This is a genomic window from Pseudomonas sp. RA_35y_Pfl2_P32 (assembly GCF_963970735.1).
GTDB lineage: Bacteria > Pseudomonadota > Gammaproteobacteria > Pseudomonadales > Pseudomonadaceae > Aquipseudomonas.
Genome location: NZ_CAXAQF010000016.1, coordinates 111441 through 133471 on the forward strand (window position 1 = coordinate 111441; position 22031 = coordinate 133471).

Consider the following 22031-nt stretch of genomic DNA (forward strand, 5'->3'; position numbering starts at 1 on the left):
ATCACAGGCACCACGACAGCGCATCGGCATGCCCCACACCCCGGTGCACGCCCAGCCCTGGTGCGCTCGCGCATGAATCCGCCTCGGCGGCAGCATCAAACCGCTGGCTTTCGCGCTTAGGCACAGCCCTTGCTAAAGACTCTCCAGCCTTCCACCAATGCCAACCAAAAACGTTCATGGAGATCGCACAATGAAGCGTCGCAGCTTGATCAAGGCTTTCACTCTTTCGGCCAGCATTGCCGCGATGGGCATGACCTGGACGGTCCAGGCCGCCGAGACCATCAAGGTTGGCATTCTGCATTCCCTGTCCGGGACCATGGCGATCTCTGAAACCTCGCTCAAAGACATGGCGCTGATGACCATCGACGAGATCAACGCCAAGGGCGGCGTCAATGGCAAGCTGCTGGAGCCGGTGGTGGTCGACCCGGCGTCGAACTGGCCGCTGTTCGCGGAAAAAGGCCGGCAGTTGCTGACCCAGGACAAGGTCGCCGTGGTGTTCGGTTGCTGGACCTCGGTGTCGCGTAAATCGGTACTGCCGGTGTTCGAAGAGCTCAATGGCCTGCTGTTCTATCCGGTGCAGTACGAAGGCGAAGAGATGTCGCCCAACGTGTTCTACACCGGTGCCGCGCCGAACCAACAGGCGATCCCCGCGGTGGAATACCTGATGAGCGAAGAAGGCGGCAGCGCCAAGCGCTACTTCCTGCTGGGCACCGACTACGTCTACCCGCGCACCACCAACAAGATCCTGCGTTCGTTCCTGCACGCCAAAGGCGTAGCCGACAAGGACATCGAAGAGGTCTACACGCCGTTCGGCCACAGCGATTACCAGACCATCGTCGCCAACATCAAGAAGTTCTCGGCCGGCGGCAAGACCGCCGTCATCTCCACCGTCAACGGCGACTCCAACGTGCCGTTCTACAAGGAACTGGCCAACCAGGGCCTGAAGGCCACCGACGTGCCCGTCGTCGCGTTCTCGGTAGGCGAGGAAGAACTGCGCGGCATCGACACCAAGCCACTGGTGGGTAACCTCGCGGCGTGGAACTACTTCGAGTCGGTGGAAAACCCGGTGAACCAGAAGTTCGTCGCGGACTGGAAGGCCTACGCCAAGAAACACAACCTGCCGGGCGCCGACAAGGCGGTGACCAACGACCCGATGGAGGCCACCTACGTCGGCATCCACATGTGGGCGCAGGCCGCCGAGAAAGCCAAGTCCACCGATGTCGACAAAGTGCGCGAAGCGCTGGCCGGCCAGACTTTCGCCGCACCGTCGGGCTACACCCTGACCATGGACAAGACCAACCACCACCTGCACAAGCCGGTGATGATCGGCGAGATCCAGGCCGATGGTCAGTTCAACGTGGTCTGGCAGACCGAAGGGCCAATCCGCGCCGAGCCCTGGAGCCCGTTCATTGCCGGCAACGATAAGAAGCCGGATTACGCGGTCAAGAGCAACTGAGCGGACCCTCAGAATCCTGTGGGAGCTCGCTCCCACAGGATCAGTCGCCGCTACTCAGGACGTCACCATGTCGCTTTTTCGCCTGTTCCTTACACTCGCCGCACTCCTGCTGCCACTGGCCAGCCACGCCGGCGACGCCGAAGACTTCGTCGCCGCCAATCCGGCGCAGCAAGCCCGGCTGCTCGACGCCTGGGCCGCGCAGCCCGATCCGGCGCGCGTTGAATTGATCAATGCCTTGCAGCAAGGCGTAGTGACCGTCGACGGCCAACCCAAGACCTTGCGCCTGAACAATCGCCTGCGGGGGCTGATCGACACCGCCGTGGCCAGCCAGCAACTGCTTGCCGCCGATCCCCAGGTGCGACTCGGCGCGGCGCAACACCTGCAGAAAAGCGCCAAGCCGGCGCAATTGAAATTCCTCGACCAACAACTGGCGGGCGAAGCGGATGAACAGGTGCACGCGGCCCTGAGCCTGGCCCTGGCCAACCTGCAACTGGTGGACAGCGACCCGGCCGTGCGCCTGGCCGCGGTGCGCCTGCTCGGTGAAACCGGTGACCCACTGGCCCGCACTCGCCTGGAAAGCCTGCTCGCACCTGGGGTCGAAGCCGATGCCGCGGTCCTCACCGCAGCGCAAACCAGCCTCGGCCAGGTCAAACGCAAACTGCTGGTGGGCGAGTTGCTCGGCCAGGCGTTCAGCGGCATGTCCCTGGGCTCGATCCTGCTGCTGGCGGCCCTGGGACTGGCGATCACCTTCGGCTTGCTGGGGGTGATCAACATGGCCCACGGCGAAATGTTGATGCTCGGCGCCTACTCCACCTACATGGTGCAACTGCTGCTCCAGCGCTTCGCCCCCAACGCCATCGAGTTCTACCCGTTAGTGGCCTTGCCGGTGGCGTTTTTCGTCACCGCCGGTATCGGCATGGCACTCGAACGCTCGGTGATCCGCCACCTCTACGGCCGGCCGCTGGAAACCCTGCTCGCCACCTGGGGCATCAGCCTGATGCTGATCCAACTGGTGCGCCTGCTGTTCGGCGCGCAAAACGTCGAGGTCGCCAACCCGGCCTGGCTCTCGGGCGGGATCCAGGTGCTGCCCAACCTGGTGCTGCCGTACAACCGTATCGTGATCATCGCCTTTGCCCTGTTTGTGGTGGTGCTCACCTGGCTGCTGCTGAACAAGACCCGCCTGGGGTTGAACGTGCGCGCCGTCACCCAGAACCGCAACATGGCCGCCTGCTGTGGCGTGCCCACCGGGCGGGTGGACATGCTCGCCTTCGGCCTCGGCTCGGGGATCGCCGGGCTCGGCGGCGTGGCGCTGAGCCAGATCGGCAACGTCGGTCCGGATCTGGGCCAGAGCTACATCATCGACTCCTTCCTGGTGGTGGTGCTGGGCGGCGTCGGCCAACTGGCCGGGAGCGTCTTCGCCGCCTTTGGCCTGGGGATCGCCAACAAGATCCTGGAGCCGCAGATCGGTGCAGTGCTGGGCAAAATCCTGATCCTGGCGCTGATCATCCTGTTCATCCAGAAACGCCCGCAAGGCCTCTTCGCACTCAAAGGACGGGTAATTGACTGATGAACCAGCCCCTGCTCATTACCGCCACCCGCAAGGCCGGACCCAAGGCGACGATTGCCGTCGGCACCCTGATGGTGGTGTTGCTGCTGGCGCTGCCGTTGCTGTCGCTGCTGCCTGCCGACAACGCCCTGCACGTCTCGGCCTACACCCTGACCCTGGTCGGCAAGATCCTCTGCTACGCCATTGTCGCCCTCGCCCTGGACCTGGTCTGGGGGTATGCCGGCCTGCTGTCCCTGGGCCACGGCCTGTTCTTCGCCCTCGGTGGCTACGCCATGGGCATGTACCTGATGCGCCAGGCCTCGGGGGACGGCTTGCCGGCGTTCATGACCTTCCTTTCCTGGACTGAACTGCCGTGGTTCTGGACCGGCACCAGCAGCTTCCTCTGGACCCTGTGCCTGGTGGTGTTGGCCCCGGGCCTGCTGGCGCTGGTGTTCGGTTTCTTCGCCTTCCGCTCGCGGATCAAGGGCGTGTATTTCTCGATCATGACCCAGGCCCTGACCTTCGCCGGCATGCTCCTGTTCTTCCGCAACGAGACCGGGTTTGGCGGCAACAACGGTTTCACCAACTTTCGCACCATCCTCGGCTTCGGCATCACCGAACCCAGTACCCGCGCGGTGCTGTTCAGTGCCACCGTGCTGTTGCTGGTGGCCAGCCTGTTCATCGGCTGGCGCCTGGCGCAAAGCAAGTTCGGCCGGGTGCTGACCGCCCTGCGCGACGCGGAAAACCGCCTGATGTTCTGCGGCTACGACCCGCGCGGGTTCAAGCTGTTTGTCTGGGTCTTGAGCGCCGTACTGTGCGGCCTGGCCGGTGCGCTCTACGTGCCCCAGGTGGGCATCATCAACCCCAGCGAAATGTCGCCGACCAACTCCATCGAAGCCGCCGTCTGGGTGGCCCTGGGCGGACGCGGCACGCTGATCGGGCCACTGTTGGGTGCCGGCGTGGTCAACGGCATGAAGAGCTGGTTCACCGTGGCCTTCCCCGAATACTGGCTGTTCTTCCTCGGTGCGCTGTTCATCATTGTCACCCTGTACCTGCCCAAAGGCGTGATCGGCCTGCTGAGAAAAAGAGGTGAACAATGAGAGTCACTGCGACCGCCGAATTCATGCTCGAACCGATCCTGGAACCGAACAAGGATGCCGGCAGCAGCCGCGATGCCATCGGCCTTGGACAGCGCGCCGAAAAAGGCCTGAACACCCGCCACGGCACCCTCCTCACGCTGGAGGACATCAGCGTCAGCTTCGATGGCTTCAAGGCACTGAACAGTCTCAACCTGTACATCGGTGTCGGTGAACTGCGCTGCATCATCGGCCCTAACGGGGCCGGCAAGACCACCCTGATGGATGTGATCACCGGCAAGACCCGGCCCAGCCACGGCAAGGCCTGGTTCGGCGAGACCCTGGACCTGACCCGCATGAGCGAAGTGCAGATTGCCCAGGCCGGGATCGGTCGCAAGTTCCAGAAACCCACGGTGTTCGAAGCCCTGAGCGTGTTCGAGAACCTGGAGCTGGCGCAGAAGACCGACAAGTCGGTATGGGCCAGCTTGCGCGCCCGGCTCAACGGCGAGCAACGCGACCGCATCAGCGAGGTGCTGGACACCATTCGCCTGACCGCCTCGGTCAATCGCCCCGCCGGCCTGTTGTCCCACGGGCAAAAACAATTCCTGGAAATCGGCATGCTGCTGATGCAGGACCCGCAATTGCTGTTGCTCGATGAACCGGTGGCGGGCATGACCGATGCCGAGACCGAGTTCACCGCCGAGCTGTTCAAGCGCCTGGCCGGCAAACATTCATTGATGGTGGTGGAACACGACATGGGGTTCGTCGGTTCGATCGCCGACCACGTCACCGTGCTGCACCAGGGCAGCGTGCTGGCCGAGGGGTCGCTGGCGCAGGTGCAGGACAACGAGCGGGTGATCGAGGTTTATCTCGGGCGCTGAACGCAGGTGCGGATTGCACCCTGTAGGAGAAGTTGAACATGCTGCAAGTCGACAAGCTGCACCAGTACTACGGCGGTAGCCACATCCTGCGCGGCCTGAGCTTTGAGGTGAAGGTCGGCGAAGTCACCTGCTTGCTCGGACGCAACGGCGTGGGCAAGACCACCCTGCTCAAATGCCTGATGGGCCTGTTGCCAGCCAAGGAGGGGGCGGTGAACTGGGAGGGCAAGGCCATCAGTGGGCTCAAGCCCCACCAGCGGGTTCACGCCGGCATCGCCTATGTCCCCCAGGGTCGGGAAATCTTCCCCCGGCTGAGCGTCGAAGAAAACCTGCTGATGGGGCTGTCCCGTTTCCCTGGCGCCGAAGCCCGGGAAGTACCAGCCTTCATCTACGAGCTGTTCCCGGTGCTGCTGCAAATGAAGCAACGCCGCGGCGGTGATCTCTCCGGCGGCCAGCAGCAACAATTGGCCATCGGCCGTGCGCTGGCCAGCCGGCCACGCCTGCTGATCCTCGATGAACCTACCGAAGGCATCCAGCCCTCGGTGATCAAGGAGATCGGCGCGGTGATCAAGCAGCTTGCGGCACGGGGTGACATGGCGATCCTGCTGGTGGAGCAGTTCTACGACTTCGCCGCCGAGCTGGCCGATCAGTACCTGGTGATGTCCCGGGGCGAGATCGTCCAGCAAGGTCGCGGCGAAAACATGGAAGCCGAGGGTGTGCGCGGCCTGGTAACGATCTAGTCTCTAGCGTCCTGACGATAATCAGAAAATATGACTGCCCCTGCCCAACACATCGTGTTCACACCCAGCTGGCATGCCGAGCTGGAACTCGGCTACGCCCGTTTCGGTGACAGCACGCGGCCGACCCTGCGCCGCCACCTGGGTCCGCTACGGGTGCAAAAACACCTGTACGCCGAAGGCCCCGAAGTGTGCCAGCACATCATCGTCCACCCACCCGGTGGGATTGCCGGTGGCGACCGACTGGAGGTCCGCGCGAGCGTCGGGGCCAACGCCTGGGCGCAGTTGACCAGCCCCGGCGCCGCCAAGTGGTATCGCGCCGCCAGCCCCGCCTATCAGCAGCTCGACTTGCAGGTCGCCCCTGGGGCCACACTGGAATGGCTGCCCCAGGAGACCATCGTCTTCAGCGCCGCCCAGGCCGAGCTCAAGACCTCGATCGATCTGCAGGGCGATGCACGGTTGTTTTATTGGGACGTGGTGGCACTGGGTCGCCCGGCCAGCGGCGAACGCTTCGAGCACGGGCACTTTCAAGCGCAACTGGACATCCGCCGCGACGGCCAGTTGCTCTGGCACGAACGCCAGCGCATTGTCGGCGCTGACGGTTTGCTCGACTCGCCGATTGGCCTGGACGGCCAGCCGGTGTTTGCCACCTTGCTGGTGACCGGCGAGATCGACAGCGAACTGCTGCAGGCCTGCCGCGCGCTGTCCCACCCGGTACGCGGGGATTTGACCCAGCTTCCCGGGCTGCTGGTTGCCCGTTGCCTGGCCAGTGAAAGCTTGCTGGCGCGAGGTTGGCTGATTGATCTATGGAAGCTGCTGCGCCCCGCCCTGCTCGGCCGTGAGGCGCTGGTACCGCGAATATGGAATACCTGAACACCTGTAACGGGTTCGGCTCGACCTGACGAATGCTCTTTTTTTCTGCCCAGATGGATTTCCACGATGGACCTGACCCCACGCGAAAAAGACAAGCTGTTGATCTTCACTGCCGGCCTGGTGGCTGAGCGGCGGTTGGCCCGCGGCGTCAAACTCAATTACCCGGAGGCCATGGCGTACATCAGCGCAGCGCTGCTCGAAGGCGCCCGGGACGGCCAGAGCGTGGCCGAGCTGATGCATTTAGGCACCACCCTGCTGCAGCGCGAACAGGTGATGCCTGGCATCCCGGAGATGATTCCGGAGATCCAGGTCGAAGCCACCTTTCCCGACGGCACCAAACTGGTCACCGTCCATCAACCCATCGCCTGAGGCCGCGCCATGCCGTATCACATCCGCGATGCCGTGCCCGCCGACCTGCCGGCGATTTGCGACATTTACAACGATGCCGTGCTCAACACCACCGCGATCTGGAACGAACAGGCGGTCGACCTGGCCAATCGTCAAGCCTGGTTCAGCGCCCGCCATGCCCAGGGCTACCCGATCCTGGTGATCAGCGCTGGCGACGAGCAGGTGCTTGGTTACGCCTCCTTCGGCGACTGGCGGCCCTTCGATGGGTTTCGCCACACCGTGGAACACTCGGTGTACGTGCGCAACGACCAACGGGGCAACGGCCTCGGTCCGCGCCTGATGGAAGCGCTGGTGGTGCGCGCCAGGGACGGTGGCAAACACGTGATGGTGGCCGCCATCGAGAGCGGCAACACCGCGTCAATCCGCCTGCATGAGCGGGCCGGCTTCATCACCACCGGACAGATGCCGCAAGTGGGCACCAAGTTCGGTCGCTGGCTCGACCTGACCTTCATGCAATTAACCCTCAACCCAGGCTCGCCGCCGCCCCTGGCCAACAAGGAGTAAGCCACGATGAACGCCGCCCAACTGCGCCGGGTCAACCCGGAAAGCTTTGCCCACTATCGCCAGGGCTTGATCGACTTGCTGTTCGACGCCGTGCAGCACGGCGCCTCGATCGGCTTTCTGGCCGATATCGATGACGCTCAGGCTCGCGCCTACCTCAACACTGTCCAGGCTGACCTGGAGAGCGGCAGCCTGCTGCTGTGGGTGGTGGTCCAGGAAGAAAAGGTCCTGGCCAGTGTGCAATTGGGCTTGTGCCAGAAAGCCAACGGACGCAATCGCGCCGAAGTGCAAAAACTCCAGGTCCTGCACCAGGCCCGCCGGCGCGGGCTAGGCCAGCAGTTGATGAATGCCCTGGAGCTTGCGGCGCGCCAGCACCAGCGCGGCCTGCTGTACCTGGATACCGAAGCCGGCTCGGCCGCGGAAACCTTCTACCAGTCACTGGGCTATAGCCGCGTCGGCGAGTTGCCCAACTACTGCCAAAGCCCGGACGGCCACTACGCGCCGACTGCCATTTACTTCAAGACCCTGGGACAACCCGCATGATTCCTGGCGAATACCGGATTCAGCCCGGCGAGATCGAACTCAACGTCGGCCGGCGCACCCTGAGCCTGACCGTGGCCAACAGTGGCGACCGGCCGATCCAGGTCGGTTCGCACTATCACTTTTTCGAAACCAATGACGCCCTGACTTTCGATCGCGCCGCCACCCGCGGCATGCGCTTGAACATCCCGGCCGGTACCGCCGTGCGCTTCGAACCGGGGCAGAGCCGCGACGTCGAACTGGTGGACCTGGCCGGGCATCGGCGGGTGTTCGGGTTTGCCGGGAGGGTCATGGGTGAACTCGACTGACCATTGCGCTGCTCCCAAACAATCGCCGCCTCGTTTCACTCGACAGCTCCTACAGGGACCGCGTGCAGTGAAACCTATGTGAACACCTGTAGGAGCTGTCGAGCGCAGCGAGGCGGCGATAGCGAGCAACGCGAGCGCTCCAAAATCCAATTGAATCCCAAGGCCACCCCATGAAAATCTCCCGCCAAGCCTACGCCGACATGTTCGGCCCCACCGTCGGTGACAAGGTTCGCCTGGCCGACACCGAGTTGTGGATCGAGGTCGAGAAGGACTTCACCACCTACGGCGAAGAAGTGAAGTTCGGTGGCGGCAAGGTGATCCGCGACGGCCAGGGCCAGAGCCAGTTGCTGGCGGCCGACGTCGTCGACACGGTGATCACCAACGCGCTGATCCTCGACCACTGGGGCATCGTCAAGGCCGATGTCGGCCTCAAGGATGGGCGCATCGCCGCCATCGGCAAGGCCGGCAACCCGGACATCCAACCCGACGTGAGCATGGCCATCGGCGCCAGCACGGAAGTGATTGCCGGCGAAGGCATGATCCTCACCGCCGGCGGTATCGACACCCATATCCACTTCATTTGCCCGCAGCAGATCGAAGAAGCCTTGATGAGCGGCGTCACCACCATGATCGGTGGCGGCACTGGCCCTGCCACCGGCACTAACGCCACCACCTGCACCTCCGGCCCCTGGCATCTGGCGCGCATGCTCCAGGCCGCAGACGCCTTCGCGATGAACATCGGCCTCACCGGCAAGGGCAACGCCAGCCTGCCGGAACCGCTGATCGAGCAGGTCAAGGCTGGCGCCATTGGCCTCAAGCTGCACGAAGACTGGGGCACTACCCCGGCCAGCATCGACAACTGCCTGACGGTGGCCGACCAGTACGATGTGCAGGTGGCGATCCACACCGACACCCTCAATGAATCGGGTTTCGTCGAAACCACCCTCGCCGCCTTCAAGGGGCGCACTATCCACACCTACCACACCGAAGGTGCCGGTGGCGGTCACGCTCCGGACATCATCAAGGCCTGCGGCTTTGCCAACGTGCTGCCGAGCTCGACCAACCCGACCCGGCCGTTCACCCGCAACACCATCGACGAACACCTGGACATGCTGATGGTCTGCCACCACCTGGACCCGAGCATTGCCGAGGACGTGGCCTTCGCCGAAAGCCGCATCCGCCGCGAAACCATTGCCGCCGAGGACATCCTGCACGACCTCGGGGCGTTCTCGATGATCAGTTCCGACAGCCAGGCCATGGGCCGGGTTGGCGAAGTCATCATCCGCACCTGGCAGACCGCCGACAAGATGAAGCAGCAGCGCGGTCCACTGCCGGGCGATGGCGAGGGTAACGACAACTTCCGCGCCAAGCGCTACCTCGCCAAGTACACCATCAACCCGGCGATCACCCACGGCATCAGCCACGAGGTGGGTTCGATCGAAGTGGGTAAATGGGCCGACCTGGTGCTCTGGCGCCCGGCGTTTTTCGGGGTCAAGCCCAGCCTGATTCTCAAGGGCGGGGCGATTGCCGCCAGCCTCATGGGCGACGCCAACGCCTCGATTCCGACGCCACAACCGGTGCACTACCGCCCGATGTTCGCCAGCTTCGGCGGCTCCGTGCACGCCACCAGCCTGACCTTCATCAGCCAGGCTGCACAGGAAGCCGGACTGGCGCAGGCACTGGGCTTGAAGAAGACCATCGCCGTGGTCAAGGGCTGCCGCAGCGTGCAGAAGACCGACCTGATCCACAACGACTACCTGCCCAGCATCGACGTCGATCCGCAGACCTATCAGGTCAAGGCCGATGGCGAACTGTTGTGGTGTGAACCGGCGGATGTGCTGCCGATGGCGCAGCGGTATTTTCTGTTCTGAAGAGCAAGCGGGGCGATCGTTGTTCGCCGGCAGCTGGCGCCTGCACGTGCGGCGAACAACGATTGCGACGTAGGGCTAGACCACCACCAACCGCGCCAGGCGTTGCCTGAGCATCTGGTTCTCGGCGCGCAGTTGCTGCACTTCTTCGAGCAGGTCGAGCGCCAGGGCGACGCCCTCCCATTCCAGTTCCAGGTCGTGGCGCAACTTGGCGGCGCGCTTGGCGACCGCCAGTTCATAGTCGTTGAAACGCCAGTCCTTGGGCTGTGCGCCCTGAGGTTCGAGGATGCCGTGCTCGACGATTTCGATCACGTAGACGTCCGAGAGATCGGTCGCCTCACAGAATTGCGCCATGTCCAATTGAACGATCAGGGGGCTGCTCATGGTCAGTTACTCCAGGTTCTGGAACTTAAATGTGCTCGATCAGAAGTGCTCACGTGGGTTGAACGCGGCTTTTTTCGCCAGTTCCTGCCACAGCGCCTTGACCTCATCGTCGCAGGTCTTGGGCATCACAGCCTTGAGCTGCACGAACAGGTACCCGCGCTCGCCGGCCTTGTTCAGCAGGCCATGACCCTTGGCGCGCATGCGCTGGCCGTTCTGGCTGCCGGCCGGCACCTTGAGGTTGATCTTGCCGGTCAGGGTCGGCACCGCCACCTCGGCACCCAGGGCCAGTTCCCACGGCGCCAGCGGCAAGGTGATGATCAGGTTCTCGCCTTCGACGTCGAATTTGGGGTGCGGCGCAAAACGAATCGTCAGGTACAGGTCGCCATTGGCACCGCCACCGATCCCCGGTGCGCCCTGGCCTTTGAGGCGGATGCGCTCGCCGTCGGTCACGCCGGCGGGGATCTTCACGTTGAGGCTCTTGGCCGTGTTGCTGACGTGCTGGCCAGCCGCGTTGTACTGCGGCACCTGGAAGCTGATCTTCTTCGACTCGTTCGACAGGGTCTCTTCGAGAAAGACCGCCAGTTCCATTTCCACGTCCTGCCCTCGCCGACCGGCGCTGCGGCCAGACTGTGCACCACCGAAGCCGGGGCCACGGTTACCGAAGATCGAACTGAAGAAGTCCGAGAAGTCGCCACTGTCCTGGGCGCCGCCAAAACCGCCACGGCTCTGCCAGCCTGGTGGCCCCTGGAAGGGCTGGCCATGCTGGCCGTAGCGGCGCAGGTCGTCGTACTCGGCGCGTTTGTCGGCACTTTTCAGCGCCTCATAGGCTTCCGAGGCGTCCTTGAATTTGGCTTCAGCGTCTTTTTCCTTGCTGACGTCAGGGTGATATTTACGCGCCAGCTTGCGATAGGCGGCCTTGATCGTCTTGTCGTCAGCGGTCGGTTCGACACCGAGAATCTTGTAATAGTCTTTGAAGTCCATCGCGGGAATCACCATCCGTTATCGATATCGCGCCGTCTGCCAGTCTGCACCCGCGGGGGCGCAGCGGGCTTGACCGATCTCAAGGTTGTGACCGGACAGCGCAGCAGAAGTTTATCGGCAGCCGGGCGAATCCGTTGATCGCGCAGTGGCTGCCAAGCCATGCCTGTAAGTTTGGGGAGCAAGGATAGTCTTTCAAGGCACTTAAAGCTGAGATTTAGCGGATAGTCGGCCTTCGATTCTGCGCCGCACTGACATACACTGCGCGGCCGTTTTTTAACCGGAACCAGAAAGACATGAAAAACGCATCTCCAGCTCGTGCCTGCGGTATCGACTTTGGCACGTCCAACTCCACTGTCGGCTGGCTGCGCCCTGGCATGGAAACGCTCATCGCGCTGGAGGACGACAAGATCACCCTGCCTTCGGTGGTGTTCTTCAACATCGAGGAACGCCGCCCGGTATACGGCCGCCTGGCGCTGCACGAGTACCTGGAAGGCTACGAAGGGCGCCTGATGCGCTCGCTCAAGAGCCTCTTGGGTTCCAAGCTGATCAAGCACGACACCAGCGTGCTGGGTACGGCGATGCCGTTCAAGGACCTGCTGGGACTGTTCATCGGCCAGTTGAAGCAGCGTGCCGAGACCGCCGCCGGTCGGGAATTCGAAGAAGTGGTGCTGGGCCGGCCGGTGTTCTTCGTCGATGACGACCCGATGGCCGACAAGGAAGCCGAAGACACCCTGGTGGATGTGGCACGGGCCATTGGCTTCAAGGACGTGTCGTTCCAGTACGAACCGATCGCGGCCGCCTTCGACTACGAGTCGACCATCGAGCGTGAAGAACTGGTGCTGATTGTCGACATCGGCGGTGGTACCTCCGACTTCTCCTTGGTGCGCCTGTCACCCGAGCGCCGTGGCCTGGCCGAGCGCCAGGACGACATCCTCGCCACGGGCGGTGTGCACGTCGGCGGGACCGATTTCGACAAGCAACTGAGCCTGCAGGGCGTGATGCCGCTGTTCGGCTACGGCAGCCGGATGAAAAGCGGCGCCTACATGCCCACCAGCCAGCACATGAACCTGGCGACCTGGCACACCATCAACTCGGTGTACTCGCAAAAATCCCAGTTGGCCTTGGGCAGCATGCGCTACGACATCGAGGACACCGGTGGCATCGACCGCCTTTTCAAGCTGATCGAGCAGCGCGCCGGGCACTGGCTGGCGATGGAAGTGGAAGAGACCAAGATCCAGTTGACCCATGCCGACAGCCGCCACGTGCCGCTGGACCGCATCGAGCCGGGGTTGAGCGTGGAGCTTAGCCGGGCACTGTTCGAGTCCGCCATCGACGGCCTGCTGGAGCGCGTGCGCAACAGCGTCAGCCAACTGCTGCGGGACGCCAATGTCGGCGTCGAGCAGGTGGACACGGTGTTCTTCACCGGCGGTTCGAGCGGGATTCCGGCCCTGCGCAACAGCGTCTCGGCCATGCTGCCGAACGCCCGCCATGTCGAAGGCAACATCTTTGGCAGCATCGGCAGCGGCCTGGCGATCGAAGCGGCGAAGCGCTACGGCTCGATGGATTGAGGCGGCAGCCTTCGCTGGCCAACGAAGGCATCCGACGACCTAGACCATCCCCGCCTGCTTCAACTCGCTCTTGAGGTACGCGTAGTAAATCGGCCCTGCCACCACCCCCGGCAGGCCGAACGCGGCTTCGAACACCAGCATCGCCAGGAGCAACTCCCACGACTTGGCACTGATCTGCCCGCCGACGATCCGTGCGTTGAGGAAGTACTCCAGCTTGTGGATGACAATCAGGTAGCCCAGCGCCGCCATAGCCACCCAGATCGACAGCGACAAGCCGACGATGGTGATCAGGGTGTTGGACATCAGGTTGCCAATCACCGGCAACAAGCCCAGCAGGAAGGTCAGCACGATCAGGGTCTTGGTCAGCGGCAGGTGAATGCCGAACATCGGCAGGATCACCGCCAGGAAGATCCCGGTGAAGAAGGTGTTGAGCAGGGAGATCTTGATCTGCGCAAACACGATGTTGCGAAAGGCCTGGACCAGCAGGTGCAGGCGGTCGAACAGCGCGGCGGCCAGGGGTTTGCGTTGGGTCAGGTCCGGCACCCGTTGCAGGGCAATGATTGCCCCCAGCACCATGCCGATCAGCAAGGTGACGAACATGTGCGCCGCATCCTTGCCCACCAGTTGCAGGTCGCTCAGGTGTTTGCTCAGCCATTCGCCGATGGCCACGCGGAACTCGGCGGCACTGGCCGGCAAATAGGCGTCGACGAATGGCGGCAACTGACCGCGCGCCTTATCGACCACGCCCATGAATTTATCCAGCGACGCCCCGGGGTTTTCCGCTTCATGCAACAGGAAGCTGAAGGCGCCGGCAAAGATCAACGCCAGCACACTGACCACCAGGGTGCCCAGCAAGGCCACCGCCAACCAGCGCGCACGTCGCCCTTCGATCAGCCGTTGCAGCTGGGGGGTGAGCATGTTGACCAGTTCGTAGACCAGCAACCCGGCCAGCAGGCTGGGCAACAACCGCAAGGGCAGGACCAGCAGCAAACCACCAAAAATGATCACCCAACTGACCACCAGCAACACGTGACGCTGAGAAAACGTTGGCATACAGCCTCAAAACAAACGGCGTAAAAGGATCGGCAGTCTGCCAGCCTTCGGCCCTTGAAGCGAGCGGGTGGCCGATATCGACCGGCAGCGCTGGCTCCTGTATGGGTTGCCCACAGGGTTACTTTTTCTTCAGGCAATCGCTCATGAACGTCTTGCGCGCCTCGCCGGTCAGCGCCTGGGTGGCTGCGGTGGCGTTGCAGGTTTTCATCTTCTCTTGTTGTGGGGTCATCAGGGCCTTGGCGTCATTGGCTGCGGGCTGCGCCTTGAGGCAATTGCTCATGAAGGCTTTGCGTTCATCGCCCTTGAGGGTTTTTGCCGTCGCCTCGGCGTTGCAGGTGGTCATCTTGTTCTGTTGGTCAGTGGCGGCGAAGCTTTGAGCACAGAGCAGCAGACCAATCATCAACAAAGGGGCACGCATTATCTTCATGGAGTTCTCCTTGTTGCCGCATCGAGAGATGCGGCATTCACCCTGAGTGTAGTCAATCCTTGTTACACGGTCCTCCGACCCAAGGGGATCATTCCACCGGTTTTGTCTGGGTGGACTGTTGCTCCAGCAGGTTCTGGAATGTCTGTTCGTAGTCTCGCCAGGCAGACAGGCGCTTATCGATCACCGATTTGGGCAATCCCTCGAACGACACCCCGACCTCCCCGGGCAGAGTGTATTGGGTTCCCAACGTCTTCACCGACGTGAATTGGGCATAAGCCCCCGACGTGTGCAGTTTGTTTATTTTTATCTGCCTGATGGTGTTGTCCCGGGAAACCTCTGGCAATACCGCCCGCCCCACCGGCGCATCGTTGACAAAGGCAAAGTCCGCACTGGCAGGTCCGGGTTCAAGCGTTTCCAGCGCGGGCAGTTCGAACTCGAAATAGCCGTTGTCCGCCGTATGTGCGGCAGGGAACTCTGGCCACGAATCGGCAACGACCAGTTGCTGGAGATTGCTCAAGTCATCGCCGATCACCACATATTGATGGTCGAAAGCAGTGGCTTTGACGAGGTGAATTCGTGCGGTTCTCGGTTGGCTGGCGAGCAGGGCGAAGGTGACTTTCGAGTTTTCCGAACAGTTTCCCCCCTTGATGTCGATGGATTTGCGCGCATGTTCGGCGATTGTCATCCGTGCAGTGAACTGACCTTCCTGCAGATCCAGCCCTCGCAGCCCCTTGATTTTCGCGATCGCAGAACCACCGTTCTCCCAGATACTCGGCAGCTGGTTGCCCGATAAGGGCAACAGTTCCTTGGCCCGATAGATCGCGCGTTGTGCCTGACGCAGGTTGGCCATGACTTGCGGCGTTACTTCGGTCGTTAGCTCTGGCCCCGATACATCCGATCCAAGCTCACCGGCATACTGGCGCAACCCAACCCATGGCTCACTCGGCGGCGTGGCGTCTTCACCAACAGTCTTTTGCAGCGCCTGATACTCATCGAGACGGCCGGTTTGCTCGAGATCACGTGCGCGGGCGCCCAGGTTGCGTTCGGACTCCGTGAGCGGCACAAAACCGTCCTCGGTGAATACTCGATCAAGCAATGCATCGAACTGCTCAGGCGACATCAGCTTTTTCAGGTCCGGTAATACTTCGATGCTTTTTACTATTCGCTGGTTGGCCTCGAAGCCCTCGACGTTCGCTTTCGCAAGGCCTCCCCAGAGTGCATCCCAGCAATCAAGAGACAAGTTCTCGTACATCAGTTTCAGACCGCGCAGGTAGTTGTACCGCTGAATCGATGGGACGCTCGGATGAAATGCACCGTTGACGAACTCCGGACAGTCTTGCTCGATGATTCGCAGTTGCGCAAGCTCGCCGGTCAAGGTCGGAGCACCTCCGCGCAAGCGCATCACGGCCGGGTCGAATGTGGTTTTTTTGAGCACTGGCAAATCGGCGAGAACGCTTAGCAACCGGTAGGGTTTCAGGGCATGGTCGCGTAATGCCGCTTTCAGGACCGGGCCTTGGCCGATTTGAATCTGCAACGCAGTTCGCTCGGCATCGGGCAATGCCTGCAAGATCGAGGTAAAAAAATCACTGGCTGAATGCAGGGTTTCTCCATGCTCGTCATGGGCCTGGACATCTCCGTTGTCGCTCAGAACAAGCGTACGTCGAATCGCGGCATCATTGCGGCCGATGCTGTCTAGCATTTGGCCGTCGACGCTGTACTGCCGCAGTTCGATCCTGACATCGACGTTCCAGCCAGGCAGGTTTTCCAGCGAATGCAGGGCCAAGGCATCGAAGTCCGGATTGTCGACCGATTCCAGATAGAAGCTCTCGTAGGCCCGGCTGATCCGCACGTCCCTGAGCGCCCACTTCGCCAAGTTCTCCAATCGTTCGGGAAGCCTGCGCAGCTTGAGTGCCTGCAACTCCTCTGGGCGAGCCTGCGCCACCAGTTCTTGCGCAACGACAGCGGGCAATCCTGGCATCTGCTCCTGGATGACCCTGGCCTCGGCGCTGGCGCCTCGCTCGATGCCTCGGTAGCGAGAGTCAAACAGCAGGCTCTTGCGTTGTTCTGCCCGCTGCGCGAGCTGCAACCTCACCCGCTTGGCATTCATGCGGCGGTTGCCGAGCCGCGCATGGGCCTCATCACCCAACAACTGCCGGGTTTCGGCACCATCGAGATACGACAGCAAGGTGTCGATCAGGTCAGTGTTCGCCAGTTGCTCCACCTGGATGGACACTGGCTCCGCACCGGAACCCAGGGCGTACAGCACCTTCCCATCGGTCCCCTTGAGTTCGATCGCCCGCCCGGGCCACATGCCATCGAGCAACTGAAATTGCCACAGCCCATCGGCTTGCAGGTAATCCTGCACCCGGGAACTGCCCATTTGATGGATGAACGCATGGATATCCCGCTCGATCCGGAACCGGGTCACCGTATCACTGAGCAAAGGGAGCGCCCGCTCGTTTTCGGCGTACATGCGTACAAGCGCTCCGAGATCGGTGCGGCTGACGGTGCGGATGTCGGCGGACCTGTCCGAAAGCCCCTCCACCGAAGGGCCAAGTCGCTTGAACAGCGCGTCGGCATCCCAGGTGTGAGGACGCTCACCCTCGATCACAAAAGCGCCGGAACCGTTACTCTGCACCAACGGTTGATAAGCCTCAGGGCGGTTTGGATGCTGAAGGCGGTACTGACCGGACTGGGCGCCCTTGAGTTCAAAATGGGCATCGCCCAAAGGCAAAATCTGTTTGCCCTGATGTTGATGCAAGCCGTAAACGTCGGGTTGGGAGTCCGCCGCCAGGCGCAGGTTCTGTTGCATATAGGGCTGTAGATTTTGCCCCCATAGCCGCTGCTCACCGTTCTTAAGCGTGATTTGATGCGTGCCTTCAAGGAATGACGATAGCGCGGGTTTTACTAATTCAGTGGCGATAGCCCCGCCAACCCCAAAGGCGCCGAACTGAATCAGGTTCTCAGCAACACCAACCAAGTGTTCCGCAGCTTCAAGGTACTGGCCTTCAGCAAGCTCAACCACGCCTTCAACCACCCCATCAACCAGTTGATAGACCATATACCCCAGCATGGCTTCCCCCAGCACCGGTACGAACGGAGTCGCGATGAGCAAGGCAACTTGCATGATGTCGCTGAGCATTTTTTCCAGATTCTCGACCCAGGCCCAGCGTGCGGTGCTGTCCGCATCGGCAGTGCTGATCGCCAGCGCGCGCCCGTCAGCCAGGATTTTGTTCAACTGCTGCTCATATAGGTAAATCCAGAGATCACCGTGATAGCGACCGGCGATATCGCTTTCGAACGACACAGACTCGAACCGCAGATTAGGGTTCTCGACCGGGGTCTCGCGCCAGGCGGGTAAATTGGAACCCGATTGAGTGCCGTGATAGGTGATTTCCACCAACTTGGCGTTAAGCGAGGCGAAAAAGTGTCCACGTTGCCCATGCTCGACAAATCGACTGAAAAACGCCTGGTAGCTGATCCGGGAGGCAGTCGTGGGCTGCCCGCGGTCCCGTAGCTGGCGGGTCAGTTCACGCGCAAACTCGTCTGTCGAGGCATACTCTTTCAGTGGATGCTCAGGATCGTGCGGTACATAAGCGATGACACGGCGGACATTCGCACCGGGCGTATCGAGATCAGCGGCGATCAGCACAATGCCGGTGAAGCGGGTGTCGAGCATGCTCAAGTGATAGTAGCGCAGGGGACCGCCATCGAACGTCAGGCGCTTTTTGCCCAGTACCATGTTCAACACCGTCAGGTACGCCTCAGGCCCGATGTCTTTCTTCATCAGCGCCAGGTGCGCTGCCGCTTTCAGGGCGCTTTTCTGACTATCGACGATACGCTGCCGTACCCGCGCGCGGGCCATTGGGTCTTCAGGAAGCAGAAAACTTCCCAGATGTTTTTCATATTGAGCGCCGATATCCAGCGTTCGGCACAGCGCCTTGAACTGCTCGACCGTTATACCCAACTCTTTAACTTCATACCGACCATAGTGATCAGGTCTACTTATAAACCCAGAGTCAGCCTCGAAGGTTTCACTGCTGGCAAAGTTGTGCAGTGAAGCGTTAAGTAAAGAAACCGTTCGACTGTGAACACCGCCCGTCACATTCATGACCCAAGGCGAGGTTGTTGCCGTGGAATACAAGTGTAGAAAAGTTTCACGAACATCGACCACTACACCGTATTGATCAAGCAGGGCCTGAGTCAGCAGTGGCTGGGCAAAAGATTCAACGTCCTGCAGACTCGCGAACATCCGATCGACTTTACTCTGGTCCTGCCAGCTTGCTTGCGTGGCACCTTTCGCGGCGACGTGTTCAGTATGGGATGCCGCTTTGTGCCATTCGAAAATGACTTTGGGGGCGTTGCCTAAATCAGCCATCCGCTGAAGAGTGGAGTTGGCAATCCAGTCGGGAACCGCGTTTTTTATAAAGTCGAAGTGAATACTGTCTTCGCCCTCGACATCAGAAGTACCCGGAACACTTTGATCCTTCAAAGATAAACGCTTCACAATTACCACCCACAAACTTAATTAATGAGGCTTCGAAGCCTACAACGCCACAGCCCCGTCCCCATGAAGTTTGTTTCTGATAACGTCGCGTGAAATATCTTAATCAAGCCGTTAAAACATTTTATTACGCCGATAGTAATCAGGCGAACAACCCGCTTGTCGCTGGAACATTGCAATAAAGGCCGATGCAGTGCTGTAACCCATGTCGAAGGCCACTTCCTGAATACTGCGATGACTGTCCAGGGCTTCAATCGCGGCAAGAAATCGCAGACGTTGGCGCCACTCGCCAAAACTTATGCCTAACTCGCGGACAAACTGCCGAGCCAAGGTCCGCTCGCTGACGTGAACCTGCGCCGCCCAATGCGCCAAGGGCCGATTGTCATCAGGCGCGGCTTGCAAGGCCTCGCAGATGCCCAGCAGCCCCGGCGTGCTGGCATAGGGCAGATAGCACTCATGCACCGGTGCTTGTTGCAACTGATCCACCAGGACCTGGGCCAGGCGTTGATCCGCGGCCTGATCGGGAATCTTTACGTCACGGACGGCGAAGTCCTTGAGAATCGCCTTGAGGATGTCACTGATGGCGAGCGTACAAGCCTGTTGTGGCAGGTCCTCACAGACCTCCGGCGCCAGGCAGACGGCACGGTAATTGATCGGTTGATGGCTGTAGAAACTGTGCTCGGTCTGAGGTGGCACCCAGATCGCATACTGGGGCGGTGACATGAAACGGCTGCCGCCAACTTCCATGTGCAGCACACCATGGGCCGAATACTCCAGCGTGCCCCACGGGTGGCGGTGAGCCGCGGCATACCGGTGCGCGTCGAAGTCGGCATAACGGAAGTACACCGGGGCCGGCAGTTCGCTGAAATCCAGCAGATCGATGTGTTTACGGCTCATGCTGTCCGGATTCAAGGGCAGGTTGTCTGAATACAAGTATAGGCCTTGATCCAGACAGGCGGATAATCAACCCTCATTAACGTTCTGGTTGTTCCCATGCAATACGCGTATCCCCTGCTGGCCATTTTCATCTGGGCCGGCAACACCGTCATCACCAAAATGTCGGCCGGAGCAATCTTCCCCGCCGAGATCGGCTTTTATCGCTGGCTGCTCGCCGGCCTGCTGTTCACCCCGTTCATGCTCAAGCAAGTGGTGCAGCATTGGCCGCTCATCCGCCCGAACCTGGGCAAGATTTTTGTCCTCGGCGTGCTCGGCATGGCGGTGTATCAAAGCCTGGCGTACTTCGCCGCCAGCCTGACCTCGGCCACCAACATGGGCATCATCCTGTCGCTGATGCCCCTGATGTCACTGGCCATGGCGATCATCAGCCTCGGTCAGCGCCTGACCGCCGGGGCGCTGGCCGGCGCACTGCTGTCGTTCGCCGGGGTGCTGGTGGTGGTGTCGTCCGGCAGCCTGGCGACGCTGCTGGAACATGGGGTCAACCTGGGTGACGGGATGATGCTGGTCGCCACCCTCGCCTATGCGATCTACAGCACCCTGTTGAAAAAGTGGCAACTGCGCCTGCCGCCCTTGGTGCTGCTGTACCTGCAGGTGCTGGTGGCGGTGGTGGTGCTGTTTCCGTTGTTCGTCGTCTCGCCCAAGACCGGCCTGAACCTGCACAACGTGCCCCTGGTGCTGTACGCCTGCCTGCTGGCTTCGATGGTTGCGCCACTGGCCTGGATGCAGGCCGTGGTGCGCCTGGGGCCGAGCCGCACCACGCAGTTTTTCAACCTGCTGCCGCTGATCACCGCACTGATTGCCGCCGCGGTGCTGCACGAACAACTGGCGCTGTATCACTTGGTGGGTGGGGCATTGACCCTCGGCGGGGTGATTCTGTGCGAACGCTGGACCCGGGTGCTGGGCCGTCGATGATCGGCTGTGGCTAGACGCCCGCCGCTTTCAACCGCCGGGCATGTTCGACAAACAGGCGCACCGGGTCCGCGCCCTTGCCCACCAAGCCGAGGGACTGGTTGACGATGTCGAAGTGGTCCAACGGGAAATCATCACCGATGACCGTGCCCAGGTGGGAGCTGTAGCGCCCGACCATGCCGTCGCAGTGCCCGGCCTCGCGAACGAAGGTGCGGGCAAACAGACGGCAACTGCGGTTGGTGCCGTCGATCAGGTTGCCGCCGCGGTCAGTGATCCCCGGCTGCAGGGTGCCGGACCAGGAGTAGTAACGCACACCATTGACCTGCTCCGGTCCGTGGCCGCCCCACGTCTGGGGCAGGCCCTGTGGATAACACTGGTTGAACAGTGCCACCCCGGCGCTGGTCAGCGAGTTGTGGGAGGCGTGCACGTCCACCGGCCACTTGCGCACGTGGTGGCCAGTCTCCAGCAACCCCATCAGCCACGCGACGCCCTGCAACAAGGCACTCAGCATCCGCCCCTTGGTGCTCTCGGGCGGATAGTGCTGGTGCAGGTAGTCCGCCAGCTCCGAGCCGTGGTTGGGGCCGGCCACCGAGGTCACCGACGCCACCAGGTCGGGCCGTTTGGCGGCGGCGTAGCGAGCGGTCAGCGAGCCCTGGCTATGGCCGATCAGGTTGACCTTGCTCGCTCCGGTTTCGCGCAGGATCGCCTCGATCTGCAGCAACAGTTCATCGCCGCGCACCTCGTTGGAGTTGACCGGCGACACCTGCACCGCGATCACCTTGGCCCCGCCCCGGCGCAGTGCCGGCACGATCCCGTACCAGTACGGATACAGCACCAGGCGAACAAACCCGAGCATGCCCGGGACCAGCACCAAGGGGTAGCGTGTGGCAGTGTCCTGCGACATGGGCAAACATCCTTGTGATCGATAAGAAGGCCCGGGAGGGGATGCAAGACGTCGGCCATCAGCTTCCTCGGCCAGGATGACGCCTTCACGACCACTCTATGACAGTCCCCCGCGCCCGCTTCAACCCCGCCCCGATCAATCCCACCGAACCGA

General features: G+C 61.7%; 20 protein-coding genes. 13 read left to right on the forward strand and 7 right to left on the reverse strand.

The genetic code is table 11. The features are described 5' to 3' along the window. Nucleotides 1-190 precede the first annotated feature (190 nt). The 11 genes from urtA to ureC all read left to right on the forward strand — a co-directional run bounded on the left by urtA (nt 191) and on the right by ureC (nt 10194). Complete coding sequence (urtA, locus tag AACY45_RS17445) at nt 191-1456, forward strand: urea ABC transporter substrate-binding protein (protein ID WP_095171104.1); 1266 nt, start codon at nt 191-193, stop codon at nt 1454-1456. Nucleotides 1457-1523: 67 nt separating this feature from the next. Then, complete coding sequence (gene urtB, locus AACY45_RS17450) at nt 1524-3023, forward strand: urea ABC transporter permease subunit UrtB (RefSeq protein WP_339546608.1); 1500 nt, start codon at nt 1524-1526, stop codon at nt 3021-3023. After that, nucleotides 3023-4102 carry an urea ABC transporter permease subunit UrtC gene (gene urtC / locus AACY45_RS17455; RefSeq protein WP_339546609.1) on the forward strand — a complete coding sequence of 360 codons (1080 nt, stop codon included), beginning with the start codon at nt 3023-3025 and terminating at the stop codon, nt 4100-4102. The genes urtB and urtC overlap by 1 nt, the downstream gene beginning before the upstream one ends. Beyond that, nucleotides 4099-4959: an urea ABC transporter ATP-binding protein UrtD gene (urtD, locus tag AACY45_RS17460; RefSeq protein ID WP_339546610.1), complete on the forward strand. Its 861-nt coding sequence runs from the start codon at nt 4099-4101 to the stop codon at nt 4957-4959. Before urtC ends, urtD begins: the two co-directional genes overlap by 4 nt. Before the next feature lie 38 nt (nt 4960-4997). After that, nucleotides 4998-5696 carry an urea ABC transporter ATP-binding subunit UrtE gene (gene urtE / locus AACY45_RS17465; protein ID WP_339546611.1) on the forward strand — a complete coding sequence of 233 codons (699 nt, stop codon included), beginning with the start codon at nt 4998-5000 and terminating at the stop codon, nt 5694-5696. A 30-nt stretch (nt 5697-5726) separates the two neighbouring features. Further along, on the forward strand, nt 5727-6566 hold the full coding sequence (locus AACY45_RS17470; RefSeq protein WP_339546612.1) for an urease accessory protein UreD: 840 nt from the start codon (nt 5727-5729) through the stop codon (nt 6564-6566). Between the two features lie 66 nt (nt 6567-6632). Continuing rightward, nucleotides 6633-6935 (forward strand): urease subunit gamma, encoded by a 303-nt coding sequence (gene ureA, locus AACY45_RS17475; RefSeq protein ID WP_166589882.1) that lies wholly within the window; start codon nt 6633-6635, stop codon nt 6933-6935. Nucleotides 6936-6944: 9 nt separating this feature from the next. After that, nucleotides 6945-7478: a GNAT family N-acetyltransferase gene (locus tag AACY45_RS17480; RefSeq protein WP_339546613.1), complete on the forward strand. Its 534-nt coding sequence runs from the start codon at nt 6945-6947 to the stop codon at nt 7476-7478. A 6-nt stretch (nt 7479-7484) separates the two neighbouring features. Next, nucleotides 7485-8018 carry a GNAT family N-acetyltransferase gene (locus AACY45_RS17485; RefSeq protein WP_339546614.1) on the forward strand — a complete coding sequence of 178 codons (534 nt, stop codon included), beginning with the start codon at nt 7485-7487 and terminating at the stop codon, nt 8016-8018. Further along, nucleotides 8015-8323, forward strand: a complete 309-nt coding sequence (locus tag AACY45_RS17490; protein WP_339546615.1) for an urease subunit beta — start codon at nt 8015-8017, stop codon at nt 8321-8323. The genes AACY45_RS17485 and AACY45_RS17490 overlap by 4 nt, the downstream gene beginning before the upstream one ends. Nucleotides 8324-8493: 170 nt before the next feature. Continuing rightward, nucleotides 8494-10194: an urease subunit alpha gene (gene ureC, locus AACY45_RS17495; protein WP_339546616.1), complete on the forward strand. Its 1701-nt coding sequence runs from the start codon at nt 8494-8496 to the stop codon at nt 10192-10194. 75 nt (nt 10195-10269) lie between these two features. Here ureC and AACY45_RS17500 read toward each other — a convergent pair whose 3' ends face one another. Next, nucleotides 10270-10575 carry a chaperone modulator CbpM gene (locus tag AACY45_RS17500; protein ID WP_339546617.1) on the reverse strand — a complete coding sequence of 102 codons (306 nt, stop codon included), beginning with the start codon at nt 10573-10575 and terminating at the stop codon, nt 10270-10272. Nucleotides 10576-10614: 39 nt separating this feature from the next. Next, nucleotides 10615-11556 (reverse strand): DnaJ C-terminal domain-containing protein, encoded by a 942-nt coding sequence (locus tag AACY45_RS17505; RefSeq protein WP_185817826.1) that lies wholly within the window; start codon nt 11554-11556, stop codon nt 10615-10617. A gap of 293 nt (nt 11557-11849) precedes the next feature. Between AACY45_RS17505 and AACY45_RS17510 the strand changes: the two genes are divergently transcribed. Next, on the forward strand, nt 11850-13124 hold the full coding sequence (locus AACY45_RS17510; protein WP_339546618.1) for an Hsp70 family protein: 1275 nt from the start codon (nt 11850-11852) through the stop codon (nt 13122-13124). 39 nt (nt 13125-13163) lie between these two features. Here AACY45_RS17510 and AACY45_RS17515 read toward each other — a convergent pair whose 3' ends face one another. From AACY45_RS17515 to AACY45_RS17530, 4 genes are all read right to left on the reverse strand, one after another. Next, nucleotides 13164-14177, reverse strand: coding sequence for an AI-2E family transporter (locus AACY45_RS17515; RefSeq protein WP_339546619.1), 1014 nt, complete (start codon nt 14175-14177; stop codon nt 13164-13166). 118 nt (nt 14178-14295) lie between these two features. Next, the gene (locus tag AACY45_RS17520) at nt 14296-14604 is read right to left on the reverse strand and encodes a PsiF family protein (protein WP_339546621.1); all 309 of its coding nucleotides are present in this window, start codon (nt 14602-14604) and stop codon (nt 14296-14298) included. Between the two features lie 88 nt (nt 14605-14692). Beyond that, the gene (locus AACY45_RS17525; RefSeq protein ID WP_339546622.1) at nt 14693-19111 is read right to left on the reverse strand and encodes a dermonecrotic toxin domain-containing protein; all 4419 of its coding nucleotides are present in this window, start codon (nt 19109-19111) and stop codon (nt 14693-14695) included. Between the two features lie 111 nt (nt 19112-19222). Continuing rightward, nucleotides 19223-20005: an AraC family transcriptional regulator gene (locus AACY45_RS17530; protein WP_339546623.1), complete on the reverse strand. Its 783-nt coding sequence runs from the start codon at nt 20003-20005 to the stop codon at nt 19223-19225. Between the two features lie 96 nt (nt 20006-20101). On the opposite strand from AACY45_RS17530, the gene AACY45_RS17535 reads away from it, so the two are divergent. Then, nucleotides 20102-20977 (forward strand): DMT family transporter, encoded by an 876-nt coding sequence (locus AACY45_RS17535; RefSeq protein WP_339546624.1) that lies wholly within the window; start codon nt 20102-20104, stop codon nt 20975-20977. Nucleotides 20978-20987: 10 nt separating this feature from the next. Here the strand turns inward: AACY45_RS17535 and AACY45_RS17540 are convergent, their stop codons facing one another. Continuing rightward, nucleotides 20988-21878 carry an esterase/lipase family protein gene (locus tag AACY45_RS17540; RefSeq protein WP_339546625.1) on the reverse strand — a complete coding sequence of 297 codons (891 nt, stop codon included), beginning with the start codon at nt 21876-21878 and terminating at the stop codon, nt 20988-20990. Nucleotides 21879-22031 lie beyond the last annotated feature (153 nt).

Bases quoted from the DNA above. Each gene is read 5' to 3' on its own strand.
- urtA (WP_095171104.1), top strand. From the start codon at position 191: ATGAAGCGTCGCAGCTTGATCAAGGCTTTCACTCTTTCGGCCAGCATT.
- urtB (WP_339546608.1), top strand. From the start codon at position 1,524: ATGTCGCTTTTTCGCCTGTTCCTTACACTCGCCGCACTCCTGCTGCCA.
- urtC (WP_339546609.1), top strand. From the start codon at position 3,023: ATGAACCAGCCCCTGCTCATTACCGCCACCCGCAAGGCCGGACCCAAG.
- urtD (WP_339546610.1), top strand. From the start codon at position 4,099: ATGAGAGTCACTGCGACCGCCGAATTCATGCTCGAACCGATCCTGGAA.
- urtE (WP_339546611.1), top strand. From the start codon at position 4,998: ATGCTGCAAGTCGACAAGCTGCACCAGTACTACGGCGGTAGCCACATC.
- AACY45_RS17470 (WP_339546612.1), top strand. From the start codon at position 5,727: ATGACTGCCCCTGCCCAACACATCGTGTTCACACCCAGCTGGCATGCC.
- ureA (WP_166589882.1), top strand. From the start codon at position 6,633: ATGGACCTGACCCCACGCGAAAAAGACAAGCTGTTGATCTTCACTGCC.
- AACY45_RS17480 (WP_339546613.1), top strand. From the start codon at position 6,945: ATGCCGTATCACATCCGCGATGCCGTGCCCGCCGACCTGCCGGCGATT.
- AACY45_RS17485 (WP_339546614.1), top strand. From the start codon at position 7,485: ATGAACGCCGCCCAACTGCGCCGGGTCAACCCGGAAAGCTTTGCCCAC.
- AACY45_RS17490 (WP_339546615.1), top strand. From the start codon at position 8,015: ATGATTCCTGGCGAATACCGGATTCAGCCCGGCGAGATCGAACTCAAC.
- ureC (WP_339546616.1), top strand. From the start codon at position 8,494: ATGAAAATCTCCCGCCAAGCCTACGCCGACATGTTCGGCCCCACCGTC.
- AACY45_RS17500 (WP_339546617.1), bottom strand. From the start codon at position 10,575: ATGAGCAGCCCCCTGATCGTTCAATTGGACATGGCGCAATTCTGTGAG.
- AACY45_RS17505 (WP_185817826.1), bottom strand. From the start codon at position 11,556: ATGGACTTCAAAGACTATTACAAGATTCTCGGTGTCGAACCGACCGCT.
- AACY45_RS17510 (WP_339546618.1), top strand. From the start codon at position 11,850: ATGAAAAACGCATCTCCAGCTCGTGCCTGCGGTATCGACTTTGGCACG.
- AACY45_RS17515 (WP_339546619.1), bottom strand. From the start codon at position 14,177: ATGCCAACGTTTTCTCAGCGTCACGTGTTGCTGGTGGTCAGTTGGGTG.
- AACY45_RS17520 (WP_339546621.1), bottom strand. From the start codon at position 14,604: ATGAAGATAATGCGTGCCCCTTTGTTGATGATTGGTCTGCTGCTCTGT.
- AACY45_RS17530 (WP_339546623.1), bottom strand. From the start codon at position 20,005: ATGAGCCGTAAACACATCGATCTGCTGGATTTCAGCGAACTGCCGGCC.
- AACY45_RS17535 (WP_339546624.1), top strand. From the start codon at position 20,102: ATGCAATACGCGTATCCCCTGCTGGCCATTTTCATCTGGGCCGGCAAC.
- AACY45_RS17540 (WP_339546625.1), bottom strand. From the start codon at position 21,878: ATGTCGCAGGACACTGCCACACGCTACCCCTTGGTGCTGGTCCCGGGC.